Source organism: Nocardioides taihuensis, assembly GCF_042657275.1.
In the GTDB taxonomy this organism is placed as follows: Bacteria; Actinomycetota; Actinomycetes; order Propionibacteriales; family Nocardioidaceae; genus Nocardioides; species Nocardioides taihuensis.
The window spans coordinates 217929-230544 of record NZ_JBHSKD010000007.1; the positions used below are offsets into that span (position 1 = coordinate 217929).

Annotated in this window: 12 protein-coding genes; 1 reads left to right on the forward strand and 11 read right to left on the reverse strand. The window is 74.0% G+C overall.

The features are described 5' to 3' along the window. Window positions 1-80 precede the first annotated feature (80 nt). From ACFPGP_RS07040 to ACFPGP_RS07090, 11 genes are all read right to left on the reverse strand, one after another. Complete coding sequence (locus ACFPGP_RS07040; RefSeq protein ID WP_378588733.1) at window positions 81-428, reverse strand: TraR/DksA family transcriptional regulator; 348 nt, start codon at window positions 426-428, stop codon at window positions 81-83. A 15-nt stretch (window positions 429-443) separates the two neighbouring features. Then, a complete protein-coding gene (locus tag ACFPGP_RS07045) occupies window positions 444-635 on the reverse strand; it encodes a hypothetical protein (protein WP_378588735.1) in 192 nt (63 codons plus the stop codon). 212 nt (window positions 636-847) lie between these two features. Next, complete coding sequence (locus tag ACFPGP_RS07050; RefSeq protein WP_378588737.1) at window positions 848-1981, reverse strand: DUF222 domain-containing protein; 1134 nt, start codon at window positions 1979-1981, stop codon at window positions 848-850. Window positions 1982-2561: 580 nt separating this feature from the next. Next, on the reverse strand, window positions 2562-3401 hold the full coding sequence (locus tag ACFPGP_RS07055) for a DUF1295 domain-containing protein (protein WP_378588739.1): 840 nt from the start codon (window positions 3399-3401) through the stop codon (window positions 2562-2564). A 7-nt stretch (window positions 3402-3408) separates the two neighbouring features. Next, a complete protein-coding gene (locus ACFPGP_RS07060) occupies window positions 3409-4731 on the reverse strand; it encodes a class I SAM-dependent methyltransferase (protein ID WP_378588740.1) in 1323 nt (440 codons plus the stop codon). Further along, the gene (locus ACFPGP_RS07065) at window positions 4728-6062 is read right to left on the reverse strand and encodes a class I SAM-dependent methyltransferase (protein ID WP_378588742.1); all 1335 of its coding nucleotides are present in this window, start codon (window positions 6060-6062) and stop codon (window positions 4728-4730) included. The genes ACFPGP_RS07060 and ACFPGP_RS07065 overlap by 4 nt, the downstream gene beginning before the upstream one ends. Continuing rightward, the gene (locus tag ACFPGP_RS07070; RefSeq protein ID WP_378588744.1) at window positions 6062-8056 is read right to left on the reverse strand and encodes an FAD-dependent oxidoreductase; all 1995 of its coding nucleotides are present in this window, start codon (window positions 8054-8056) and stop codon (window positions 6062-6064) included. Before ACFPGP_RS07070 ends, ACFPGP_RS07065 begins: the two co-directional genes overlap by 1 nt. Then, window positions 8056-8802 carry an anti-sigma factor gene (locus ACFPGP_RS07075; protein WP_378588746.1) on the reverse strand — a complete coding sequence of 249 codons (747 nt, stop codon included), beginning with the start codon at window positions 8800-8802 and terminating at the stop codon, window positions 8056-8058. Before ACFPGP_RS07075 ends, ACFPGP_RS07070 begins: the two co-directional genes overlap by 1 nt. Continuing rightward, on the reverse strand, window positions 8799-9401 hold the full coding sequence (sigK, locus tag ACFPGP_RS07080) for an ECF RNA polymerase sigma factor SigK (protein WP_378588748.1): 603 nt from the start codon (window positions 9399-9401) through the stop codon (window positions 8799-8801). The genes ACFPGP_RS07075 and sigK overlap by 4 nt, the downstream gene beginning before the upstream one ends. A gap of 42 nt (window positions 9402-9443) precedes the next feature. Continuing rightward, window positions 9444-10103 carry a fasciclin domain-containing protein gene (locus tag ACFPGP_RS07085; protein ID WP_378588750.1) on the reverse strand — a complete coding sequence of 220 codons (660 nt, stop codon included), beginning with the start codon at window positions 10101-10103 and terminating at the stop codon, window positions 9444-9446. Between the two features lie 108 nt (window positions 10104-10211). After that, the gene (locus tag ACFPGP_RS07090; RefSeq protein ID WP_378588752.1) at window positions 10212-11747 is read right to left on the reverse strand and encodes a molybdopterin-dependent oxidoreductase; all 1536 of its coding nucleotides are present in this window, start codon (window positions 11745-11747) and stop codon (window positions 10212-10214) included. A gap of 69 nt (window positions 11748-11816) precedes the next feature. Between ACFPGP_RS07090 and ACFPGP_RS07095 the strand changes: the two genes are divergently transcribed. Continuing rightward, on the forward strand, window positions 11817-12584 hold the full coding sequence (locus tag ACFPGP_RS07095; RefSeq protein ID WP_378588754.1) for an enoyl-CoA hydratase-related protein: 768 nt from the start codon (window positions 11817-11819) through the stop codon (window positions 12582-12584). The last annotated feature ends 32 nt before the right edge of the window (window positions 12585-12616 follow it).

A 12616-nucleotide genomic window follows, 5' to 3' on the forward strand; every position in this document is an offset into this window, starting at 1 on the left:
TATACGTTGGTAGTGAGGCGAGGGCGTGTCCCTCGCCTCTCGTCGTGCCCGGGCCCGGTGTGGCGCAGGCCCGAGGTCACTCAGCGGCGGGCGGACGACGCGCACCGGATGCAGGCGCGGGCGGTCGGCCGGGCCTCGAGCCGCTCCTCGCCGATCGGTCGGCCGCAGGTCTCGCAGGTGCCGTAGGTGCCGTCGTCCATGCGCTCCTCGGCGGCGTCGATCTCCGCGAGGTGGTGCCGGGCCTGCTCCACGAGCGCCGCGACCTGCGAGCGCTCGAAGGCGATCGTCGCCCCCTCGGGGTCGTGCTCGTCGTCCGCGTTGGTGTCGCGCGAGGCGGCCACTACCGCGTCGAAGTCGTCGGTCAGTCCCGCCAGACGCCGCGACGTCTGCTCACGCTCGGCGGCGAGGCGACGGCGTGCGGGGTCCATGCCCCCATGTTCGCGCTAGCCCTGGCCGAGCAGCAGGAGGGCACCCCGTGAGAGCACCCACCCGGCCGTCAGCCCGAGCAGCACCGCGGCCACCAGGGTCATCACCACCCCGACGACGACGTCGAGGACCGGGTGACCCCGGCCGACGTCTCCGGTTGTGGTGCGGGGCGCCCAGCCCCACCGACGATGGTGCGTGATCCGAGACATGACACTCATCCGCGCGCTCTTTCCCTCGCATGCGCGGCCCCCGTGGCCGTACACCAGGGAAGACGCGGTGACCCGGCCAGAGGTTGCCGGCCGACGGCACCGGTCTCGCCGGACCAGACCGCGAGGTCCGCAGCCGTCGACAGGGTGATGCCGTGGACCGCCTGGGGACATGCCTCTGGCCCCGCCGTGGGGCGGGGTGTGGGGCGGGGTGGTCAGGTGTGGCCGGGTCGGCCGGGTGGGTCGGACAGGAGTCGGGGTGCCGGTGTGGTCGCGGAGCAGGTGGAGGCCGTGGGGTGAGCGCCACAGGCAGGTGCCGGGGGAGGGCATGGTGAGGTGCCAGCCGGCGTGGGTCTTGGCGCGGTGGTGTCGTCGGCACAGGGGCGCGGTGTTGTCGGTCGACGTCGGTCCGCCGGCGTCCGAACGGCTGGACGTGGTCGGTGTCGCAGCGTTCGGCGGGTCGGGTGCACCAGGGGAAGATGCAGGTGTGGTCGCGCAGGGCGGCGTGTTCGCGGATGCGGTCGGGGACCTCCCAGGCGTCGACGTGGATCCGCTGGTTGAGGTCGATGACGGGCTTGATGACCAGGTGGTCGGCGGTGCCGCACCAGGTGCGGATGGTCTCGGCGGTGACGGGGGTGTGGGTGGTGCCGACCCGGCCCAGCGGCTCGGCGCGGGGTCCCGAGGTCCGTCGTGTGGCTCCCCGGCCGTGGACCCCTCGCCGACCCGTCGCCGGGAGGGGACGCTCCGCGCCCCCTCGCCACCGACGTGCCGCGGCGGGCGTCGAGGGACTCGGTGGACCCGAGGGTGGCGAGGCCGGCGGCGCCGTGGGCGAGGGCTTCGTCGAGGGTGAGGGCGTCGGGGAGGTCGAGCTCGCCGTGCAGTGGCACGGTCCCGGCCAACGAGGTGCGGCTGGTGTCGAGGTGGACCCCGCGGCGGTCGGTGGCCGCCTCGGTGCGGCGGGCGAGCTGGTCGGGGTCGTGGCGGGTGGCGGCTTCCTCGACGAGCCGGTCGAGGGCGGTGGGGCGGATCTGGTGGGCGACGGGGGCGAGGTGCCGGTCCACGTGGGCGGCAGCGGCGGGGGAGAGCCACAGGGTGGCCTCGGCGATGCGGCGGGCGTGCCAGGCCTGCAGGTCCCCGGCCATGACCCGGGCCCAGACCCTGGGGAGGCGGTGGCGCAGCTCGATGGCGGCACCGAGGTAGGCGGCACCCCAGTCCGAAAACATGCCGAGGGCGGCGGCGAACTCGAGGACGGAGAACTCCAGGATCCCGGGGGCGCCGGGGCCGGCGAGGGCCTTCACGGTGTCGCCCCAGGTGGACTCGGCGGGGTCCAGGGCCGCTTCGGAGTGCATGGCCGCCCACTGGGCCGCGGCCTTGAGGATGTTCGCCTCGGCCGCGTCGGAGAGTGCCCGCTGCTCGCGCAGGAAACCCAGGACCTCGACCGGGGAGTCGGTCGCAGCGTGCGCTCACGCCCGCGTTCCGTGGTGTCCCGAGACAGGTCCTGCATGGGTCCACTCAAGCAGCCACCACCGACAGGAACCCCAGCAAATCAGGGGGTTTCCACAGCCTTCACCCTCAAGATTCGATCAGACTTCCGGGCCGTGTGTCGGGCGGTGACCACGAGGGTCGAGTGGCACCCAGCGAGAGCCGACGACGGCGAAGATGTGGTGCCTGGACCACAGCGGCGAGTGACCACGTGGGATCGACGTCGCGGTGATCACCGGAGAGCCGGCGGCCGGCGGTGGCGCCGTGGTCGCGACAAGCTCGACCGAGGAGCCTTCAGGTCCGTCGTCGGCTCACCCGCCGTGGACCCCTCGCCGACACGTCGCCAGCCGCCCTCCTCCGCTTCGCTCCCCCGGTACGTTGCCGACGGGTCGGCTCCTGCCGCTTCGCCGGGAGGGGCCGCAGCGCCTCCTTGCGCCGTGAGGGGCGCTACGCGCGAGGGTCGACGCCGGGAGCCGCCGCGGCCCCTCGCCGGCGCGGCGGGAGAGGCACGAACATGGAGGTGCGGGCGGCGTACTCGGGGTAGCCGGGGCGCTGCATCATCGAGCGCTCGAGCAGCTTCGCGCCGGTGGCGAAGGCGAGGAACCAGGTCATGGCGACCGGCGCGACCACGGTGAGCAGGGCGGGCAGCCAGCCGGTGGAGGCGGCGACGAGCCAGATGCCCCACCACACGCAGGCGTCGCCGAAGTAGTTGGGGTGGCGGGTCCAGGCCCAGAGGCCGCGGTCCATGACGGGGCCGCGGTCGGGGTCGCGCTTGTACGCCGCGAGCTGGGCGTCGCCCACGGACTCGAAGACGAAGCCGAGCAGCCACACCGCGGTGCCGACGGCCGCGAGCCACGGCCACTCGGCCGGCCCGAGCGCCGCGGCCTGCACGGGGAGCGAGACCACCCAGACGGCGACGGCCTGCACGACGAAGACCTTGCGCACGGCCGCCGCGAACCATGCTCGCCGGTCGGCCTCGGGCGTGTGGGGCGACAGCAGCTCGGCGTAGCGCGGGTCCTCGCCGTGCCCGCGCGCCCGACGGCCGATGTGCCGGGCCAGGCGCCCGCCCCACACGAGCACCAGCCCGGCCACCAGCCACGCGACCCACCCGCCGCCGACCAGCGGCGCGAGCAGTGCGCAGACCACGGCGACCAGCACGAAGCCGAGCCCCCAGAACACGTCGACCACGGCCACCCGGCCGGCTCTCCACGCGATGAGCGCGGTCACGCTCATCGCCACGACGACGACGGCGAGCGAGACGCCGAGGACGATCAGTGCGTCGGTCACGGGGTCCTCACCAGCCGCGCACGGCAGGGACGTCGTGCGCCGCGCCGGGGCGAACGGCGAGCAGCTGGTCGACACCCATCCTGCCGTCGCGGAAGGTGAGCATGCCGCCGACGAGGTAGAGCCGCCAGACCCGCACGACCTCCTCGCCGACCAGTGCAGCCAGCCGCGGCACGTGCGCCTCGAAGCGCTCGATCCACGCGGCCACGGTGCGCACGTAGTGCTCGCGCAGCGCGTGCACGTCGCGCACCTCGAGCCCGCCGGCCTCGAGGAGGGCGACGGTCTCGCCGACCGGCCGCATGTGCATGTCGGGGGCGATGAACGACTCGATGAACGGCCCGCCGCCGGGGTGCCGGCCGCCGCCCTTGCCGGGTCGCGACATCTGCTGCACGAGCACGCGGCCGCCTGGCTTCACCGCGCGCCGCAGCACGTCGACGTACGTCGGGTAGTTGCGCTCCCCGACGTGCTCACCCATCTCGATCGAGGCGACGGCGTCCCACGCGCCGAGCTCGTGCTCGGGCGCGACCTCGCGGTAGTCCTGCAGCCGGATCTCGACGCGGTCGGCCAGGTCCCGCTCGGCGACCCGCGCGTCGATGAACGCCTTCTGCTCGGCCGAGATCGTGATGCCGGTGACCTGCGCGCCGAAGTGCTCGGCCGCGTGCAGCGACAGCGAGCCCCAGCCGCAGCCGACGTCGAGGAACGTCATGCCGGGCTCGAGCCCGACCTTGCGGCAGACCAGCGAGAGCTTGTCGCGCTGCGCGTCGGCGAGGCTGTACGACGGGTCGTCGCTGGTCCAGTAGGCGCTGGAGTAGGCCATCGTCTCGTCGAGGATCAGCGAGTAGAACTCGTTGGAGAGGTCGTAGTGGAAGCTGATCGCCCGGGAGTCGCGCAGCGGCGAGTGCAGCCGCCCGGTGACCTTCGCCTGCGACGCCGGGGGCGGCGGCGGGGTGCCGAGCAGCCCGAGCCCGGCGGCCGTACGGACCGCCCCGGCCAGGGCGAGGGGCGAGAGCCGCTGGCCCTCCAGGCCCCGCTCGCGCAGCACCCCGAACGCGTGGGTCAGCGCCTCGGCGAGGTCCTCGTGCACCTCGATCTCGCCGGTCACGTAGGCCTGGGCGGCGCCGAGCTCGCCCGGCCGCCACAGCATCCGGCGTACGGCGTCGGGCGTGGTCAGCTCGACGAGCGGGGCGTCGGCGGGACCCGACTCGGAGCCGTCCCAGGCGCGCAGCCGCACCGGGATCTCGCCCGCGAGGAACGGTTCGACGGCCGCGGCCAGCCGGTGCGCGACCCCGAGCTCGGCGTCGCTCGCGGGCGGGCGGGTCGTGGTCGCGGTCATCGGGCGTCCTCCGGACGGGTGAAGGTCAGCTGCCAGACGTCGAGGTACCCCGAGGCGAACCCGGCGCGCGAGTACTCGAGGTAGAAGTGCCACATCCGGCGGAAGGTCTCGTCGAAGCCGAGCGCCGCGACCTCCTCGCCCGCGTTGAGGAACCGCTCGTCCCACGCGCGCAGCGTGGCGGCGTAGTGGGCGCCCATCGCCAGCCGCCCGGTGAGCCGCAGCCGGGTGTGGGCGCGGGTCACGTCGTCGAGGACCTGCACCGACGGCAGGAAGCCGCCGGGAAAGATGTACTTGTTGATCCAGGTGTAGGTGCGCCGGGTCGCGAGCATCCGGTCGTGCGGCATGGTGATCGCCTGGATCGCCACCCGCCCGCCGGGGGCGAGCACGCGGTCGATGGTCCGGAAGTACGTCGACCAGTACTCGTGGCCGACCGCCTCGATCATCTCCACCGAGAGCACCGCGTCGTACTCGCCGGCGACGTCGCGGTAGTCGCACAGGTCGACGTCGACGCGGTCGGCGACGCCGGCGGCGGCGATCCGCTGGCGGGCCAGCGCCTGCTGCTCGGTCGACAGCGTGATCGTGCGGACCGTCGCGCCCCGGCGGGCCGCGCGGATCGCGAGCTCGCCCCAGCCGGAGCCGATCTCGAGCACGCGGGTGCCCACGCCCACGCCGGCCTCGTCGAGCAGCCGCTCGATCTTGCGGCCCTGCCCGGCCTCGAGGGCGTCGGACTCGTGGGCGTCGCGCGGCGTGCCTGCTCGCAGGTGGTCGCCGTGGTCGACCAGCGAGGCGTCGTAGAGCGCCGCGGAGTAGCTCAGCGACGGGTCGAGGAACAGCTGGAACAGGTCGTTGGACAGGTCGTAGTGGTGGGCGATGTTGGCCCGGGTGTTGTGGACCTCGTTGCGGTGGCGCATCGGCGGCCGGTGCACCACGGCACCCCGGAGCTTCTGCAGCGGGCCGGGCACCAGCGAGGGCAGCTCGGCCGCGAGCACGGTGAGGAAGGCGCCGAGGTCGGGCGCGTCCCACGCGCCGGTGAGGTAGGCCTCGCCCCAGCCGATCAGCTGGTCGCGGCCCAACCGGGCGAAGAGCTCGTCGGGGCGGTGCACGACCGCCAGCGGGCCGCCGCGGCCGATGGTGCGGGCGGTGTCACCGTCGCCGAGCCGCACGGTCACGTCGAGGCGCTCGACGGCGCTCACGAAGAGCCGGCGGGCGACCGCGGCGGACACCCGGGTCCGGGCGCCGGGCGTGGGGTAGCCCAGCTCGGGCCAGTCCTCGGTCGAGGGCTGCGCGACGGCAGGCGGGACGAGCGCGTGGACGGGGTCGGGTCGCAGCATCAGACTCCCTCCTGGTGGTGAGCGGGTCGGGGGCGGACGGGGAGGCGGCGGACCCACAGCCAGATGCCGTGCGCCCGGATGAGCAGGGAGCCGCGGAGGGCGGCCGGGGCAGCGCGCCACGCGCCCGCCGTCATACGACGGCCGGAGAGCGAGGCGCTGAACGTGCCGGTCGAGGCGTGCAGCGTGACCGCGACGTCGAGGCGGTCGCCGGGCACCGGGACCGCCAGCTCGTAGCGGCCGTCGGTGCCGTGGAACGGCGAGACGTACATGGCCTTGTCGACCTCGGCCCGGCCCTGCGCGTCGGGGTGCACCAGGTAGGCGTGCCGGTCGCCGTAGGTGTTGTGCACCTCGACCACGGCGGCGGCCAGGTCGCCGGAGCGGTCATGGCACCAGAACACCGAGATCGGGTTGAAGCAGTAGCCGAAGGCTCGGGCGTTCGCGGCCAGCAGCACGCGGCCCCCGTCGAGGTCGATGTCGTGCCGGGCAAGGAAGGCCTCGACGTTGGCGCGGATGCTGCGCCCGGGGTCACCGAGGTGGTCGCGCGCCTCGAACCGGGCGAGCACGCCGTGGTCGGGCAGGTCGTCGAGGTCGACCAGCCAGGTGTGCGAGCGGTGGGTGAAGCTGCGCCGGAACGGCGTGCGGCGGGTGTGGCGGATCGTCGTCTCGTAGACGCCGGTCTCCGCCTCGACCGGGGGTGCCGGCCGCGCGGGGTCGTCGTCCCAGCCGAAGCCCAGCCGCTCGACGGCCGCCAGCCCCGAGCGCGCGCCGTCCTCGTGGAAGCCCCAGCCGTGGTAGGCGCCGGCGAAGGCGACGCGGTCGGTCGAGATCTCCGGCAGCCGCGCCTGCGCGGCGACCGACGCCGGGGTGTAGAGCGGGTGCTCGTACTCGCGCCGCGCGATGACGGTCGCGGGGTCGACGAGGTGCTCGCCGCCGAGGGTGACCAGGTAGTGGGTGTCGGTGCGGAGCCGCTGCAGCCGGGTCAGGTCGTAGGTGACGGTGACCTCGCCGGCGCGGGCGCGGACCGGGCGCCGGAAGTTCCAGGACGCCCAGGTGTTGCGGTTGCGCGGCAGCAGCGAGGTGTCGGTGTGCAGCAGCGCTGTGTTGGCCGAGTAGGGCAGCGCGGCCAGCACCTCCCGCTGCAGCGGCGTCGGCTCGGCGAGCAGCGCCAGGGCCTGGCCGGGGTGGGTGGCGACGACCACCCCGTCGTACACCTCCGTGGCGCCGTTGCCGTCGGTGACCTCGACGCCGTCGGGGGTCTCGACGACCGAGGTGACCTTGGTGCCCGGACGCGGGTCGGCGATGCCGGCGACGACGCGGCGCACGTACTCGTGCGAGCCGCCGGTCACCGTGCGCCAGGTCGGCGAGCCGAAGACCTGCAGCATCCCGTGGTGCTCGAGGAACGAGAACAGGTAGCGGGCGGGGTAGTCGAGCGCCACCGCCGGGTCGCACGACCACACCGCGGCCACGAGCGGCTCCATGAAGTGGCGCTCGAAGTACGGCGTGAACCCGCCGGCGCGCAGGAACTCGCGCAGGGTCTGGTCGTCGCTGGGGCCGGTCGAGCCGGCGCCGTCGGCGAGCAGCGCCCGCGCGCGGCGGTGGAACCGCGGGACCTCGGTCAGCATCCGCAGGTACGCCGGGTCGAGGAGGTGGCGTCGCGACGGGAAGACGCCGCGCCGGCCGAGCGCGCCGGCCCACTCGAGCCCGGTGCCCTCGTCGCTGGTCGACATCGACATCTCCGACTCCTGGGTCGGGACGCCGAGCTCGGCGAAGAGCCGCAGCAGGGTCGGGTAGGTGCGCCGGTTGTGCACGATGAACCCGGTGTCGATCGCCAGTGTGCGCCCGCCCTCGTCGACGAGGTGGGTGTCGGCGTGGCCGCCGAAGCGGTCGTCGGCCTCGTAGAGCGTCACGCCGGCCTGACGCCCGGCCACGTGGGCGGCCGTCAGCCCGGCGACGCCGGAGCCGATCACGGCCACCCGGCGGTGGTCGCCGCCCATCAGGCGTTCTCGAACGCGATCAGGGCGACGGTCTCACCCGTCGGCTTCTCCGATCCCCCGGCCGGCTCGACGGTGATCCCGGCCCCCGTCGCGGTGGCGGGGTCCCCCTCCAGCACCACGACGGCGTCCGGGTCGACCGGCATCAGCCCGGCGGGCACCATCCCCACCCCCTCGTGGTCGAGCCACAGCTCGTACACCTTGCCCTCCGGCGGCGGTGCCATGTCGCTGGTCTCGAGGACCGCCTGGTTGAGCGACTTCGACCGGACGAGGACGGCCTTCGAGCCGTCGGGGAACCGCTGCACGTACCGTTCGGCGTCCTGCGCCTGCAGGACCCGGTCGACGGCGCTCAGGACCGGCGCCTGCGAGGTCTCGTCCTGCCAGGGCTCCCAGACCGCTGCGCCGGCCGCGACGACGACCACGGCAGCAGCCGCGGCCACCAGGGCGGCGGGGCGAAACCTCGCGCGTCGCGGGGCCGCGGTCGTGGCCGTGGCCGTCACCGGCGGCGCCTCGGGCGGCAGCGGCCGCACGGTGGCGATGTCGGCGAGCACCCGGTCGCGCAGCCGCGCGGAGGGCTCGGTCGCGGTGATCTCGGCGAGCAGCGCAGTGGCCTCGCGGAGGCTGTCCACCTCGGCGCGGCAGTCGGTGCACCCGGCGAGGTGCTGCTCGAAGCGCGCGCGCTCGAGCTCGTCGAGCGCGTCGACGGCGTAGGCGCCGGTGAGGGCGTGGAGGTCGATCGGGGTGTTCACTGGCCCACTCCCATCGCGTCTCGCAGCCTGATGAGCCCGTCCCGGATACGGGTCTTGGCGGTGCCGACCGGTAGGTCCAGCATGCTCGCCACCTCCGTGTGTGTGTATCCCCCGAAGTAAGCCAGCTGCAGCGCCTCGCGCTGCACCGACGTGAGTGTCTCGAGCGCTCCGCGCACGCGCCGGGCCTCGAACGAGGCCTGGACTGCCTCCGCGGTCGCGTCGTGTGCGACCTGCTGGTTCTGCTGGTGGTAGGACACGTCCCGCCGCGAGGCAGCCTCGGCCGAGCGGACCCGGTCGACCGCCCGGCGGTGGGCGATCGTCAGGATCCACGACACCGCACTGCCCCGGTCGGGGTCGAAGCGGCTGGCCGTGCGCCAGACCTCGAGGAACGCCTCCTGGGCGACCTCCTCGGCCTGGGCCGGGTCACGCACGACCCGCAGCGCGAGCCCGAAGACCCGCGCCGTGGTCGCGTCGTACAGCTGGGCGAAGGCCTCCTGGTCGCCCAGCGCCGAGCGCTTGAGCAGACCGGCGAGGTCGGGCGCCGGCGACGCCCCCTCCTCCGAGGGGGCGCCGTCGGGCACGGGCCGGATGGGATCCACGGTCTTGATCCTTGCCGATGACCAGAACAGGTGACCAGCAGGTCACATGTTCGGCATCATCACCTTGTCGATGACGTAGACGGTGGCGTTGGCCGTCGGGATGTTGCCGCAGAGCACGGTCGCCTTCTCGTCGTCGATGGTCGCGGCCTCGCCGGAGCCGTTGATGACGAGCTTGTCGCCGGCCAGGGTCTCGAACTCACCGGAGAGCTGGTCGGGTGAGATCTGCTCGGGGACGACGTGGTGGGTCAGCACCGTTGACAGCGTCTTCTTGTCCTTGAGCAGCGCCTTGAGGTCGGCCGGGTCGATCTCGTCGAAGGCACCGTTGTAGGGCGCGAACACGGTCAGCGCCGGCGCCGAGTTGAGCGGCTCGACCAGGTCGGCGGCCGTGACGGCCTTGACCAGCGTGGCGAGCAGCGGGTTCGCCGAGGCGGCCGAGGCCACCGGGGCGGTCGCCATGCCGTCGAACGAGCCGTCACCGCTCGTGGGCACCTCGCCGCAGGCGTCGCCGTAGGTCTGGGCGGCCGGGGCCATCGCGTCGTCGGACGAGCCCGCGTCGTCGCTCATCCCGGCGTCGGACGAGGAGGTGTCCTCGTTGGCGCTCGAGGTCGGCTCGTCGTCGCCCCCGCAGGCGGCGAGACCGAGGGACAGGGTCAGCGCGAGGGCGGCGAGGCCGCCGGTGCGGGTGAGGGTCTTCGTCTTCATCGGAGGGAGCCTTCCGTCGTGGTGCATGTCGTGGAGCTTCAACAGGTGTTCGGGGCGGGTGCGGAGGCGGATTGGCCTGCGGCGCCAGAAATTTCCGGAGTCCCGGTCTCAGGAGACCCGGACGATGATGTCCTGCAGGCCGCTGGCGCCGTCCGGGAACGGCAGGGCGCGGGCCTCGGTCTGCGTGTAGCCGTCCTGCGTGGTCGCGCGCACGCTGAGGGTGTGCTCGCCGGGCTCGGCGCGCCACGGCAGGTACCACTGCTGCCAGTAGTCGTCGCCAACCGACGGGCCGAGCCGGGCCTCCTGCCAGGCGTCGCCGTCGACGCGCACCTCGACCTTGGCGATGCCGCGGTGCTGCGCCCACGCGACACCGCCGACGAAGGTGTCCCCGGCGTCGATCTCCTGGAACGACCTCGGGGTGTCGATCCGGCTGGCCGGCTTGATCGGCGCGTCCACGGCCCAGTCGCGGTCCGTCCAGTACGCCGTCGCCTCGTCGTAGGTCGTCAGCGTCATGTGGGTCATCCACTTGCAGGCGCTGATGAACCCGTAGAGCCCGGGCACCACCATCCGCACGGGGAAGCCGTGCTCGCGCGGCAGTGGTCCGCCGTTCATGCCGATCGCGACCATCGCGTCGCGCCCGTCGGCGGCCAGCTCCAGCGGCACGCTGATGGTCATGCCGTCCACGTCGGTGCAGTAGATCTGGTCGGCCCGGTCGCCGACGCCCGCCTGGTCGAGCAGGTCGGTGAGGCGGACGCCGAGCCAGCGGGCGCTGCCGACGTAGGGTCCGCCGACGTCGTTGGAGACACAGGTCAGCGTGATGTCGCGCTCGATGAGGGGCATCGCCGCGAGCTCGTCGAAGGTGAAGGTGAGCTCCCGGTCCACGTCGCCGTCGATGGCCAGGGTGTAGCCGTCGACGTCGACCACGGGCAGCGTCAGCCGGGTGTCGACGCGGTAGAAGTCGTCGACCGGGGTGCGGAACGCGCTGATCCCGGCGACCTTCTCCTCCAGGCCGGCGGGGAAGGGCCCGGCCGGGTCCTGTGCCGCCGGGAGCACCACGTCGGAGATCGCGGTGCGGGCGCGGGTGATGAGGCGCCCGGCGGCGCCCATCGCGACCGCGCCGGCCGCGAGGGAGCCCGCGGCCACGAGCACGCCGCGGCGGGTCGGCGACCCGGCGGCCCCATGCCCCGCCGGGTCGCCGACCTCCGCCCCGTCCCCTCGGGGTGTGGCCGCGCGGGCCAGACAGGTCAGCGCGCCCACCCCTGCCACGGCCGTCGCCAACGCCGGCACGACGTCGACGGGGCCGGTCGCGGGCTGGGTGAGGGCGGCCGCCGCGGCCGCCGCCACGAGCACGAGCAGCAGCCCCGCACCCAGCGCGAGGCGCCGCCGGGCGAGCAGCCCCGCCGCGGCAGCGAGCACGAGGGTCCCGACCAGCACCGAGCCGGTCAGCACCGCCTTGTCGTTGCTCCCGAACTGACGGATCGCCCACTCCTTGAGCGGCGTCGGGGTCAGGTCGATCACCGTCGAGCCCACCGCGAGCACCGGCGAGGAGGCCGGGTCGAGCAGCGAGGCGACGAGGTGTCCGGCGGCCATCCCGACAACCGTCGCGAGGACGCCGAACCCGGCCCACATCAGTCGGTTGCGCATGGGGGTGGTTCGGAACGGAGGCCGGATCGGATCGTGGGTCGACCCGGAGGTTGCGGCAGGATGACGCCCATGAGCACGTCCTCCGACGCCCCCGCCGAGCTGGTCCACCACGAGGTGGAGGGCCCGGTCGCCACGATCACCCTCGACTCCCCGCACAACCGCAACGCGCTGTCGCGCCAGCTGGTCACCGAGCTCTTCGAGCGGCTCGAGCGGGCCGCGGCCGACGACGCCGTGCGGGTGCTGCGGCTCACCTCGGCCGACCGGGTCTTCTGCTCCGGGGCCGACCTCTCCGAGGCCACCACGGTCGGCATGGAGGAGGGGGCCCGGCGGATCGTCGAGCTCCAGCGACTGATCTGCACGCTGCCCAAGCCGGTGGTGGTCGAGCTCAAGGGCGCCGTCCGCGCGGGCGGGATCGGCATCGTGGCCGCGGCCGACGTCGCGATCGCCGCCGAGGAGGCGACCTTCGCGCTCACCGAGGTGAAGCTCGGCCTGGCCGCCGCGATCATCTCGCTGACCGTGCACCACCGGATGGACCCGCGCTCGGCGGCCCTGACCACGCTCGGCGGCGAGGTCTTCTCCGGCGCCGACGCGGCGTCGTACGGCCTGGTGACGCGGGCGGTGCCGGCGAGCGACCTGGCTGCCGAGGTGGACCGGGTCTGCGCCTCGCTGGCGACCGGCGCGCCGCAGGGTCTCCGTGAGTCGAAGGCGATCCTCAACCGCGAGCTGGTGGCCCGGATCGACGCGCACGGCGAGGAGATGGCGGCGCTGAGCGCCCGGTTGTTCGCCTCCGACGAGGCGCGGGAGGCGATGACCGCCTTCCTGAGCCGCGGGAAGTAGGCGGAGCTGCCCCCGCCGGGCAACCTTCCCCG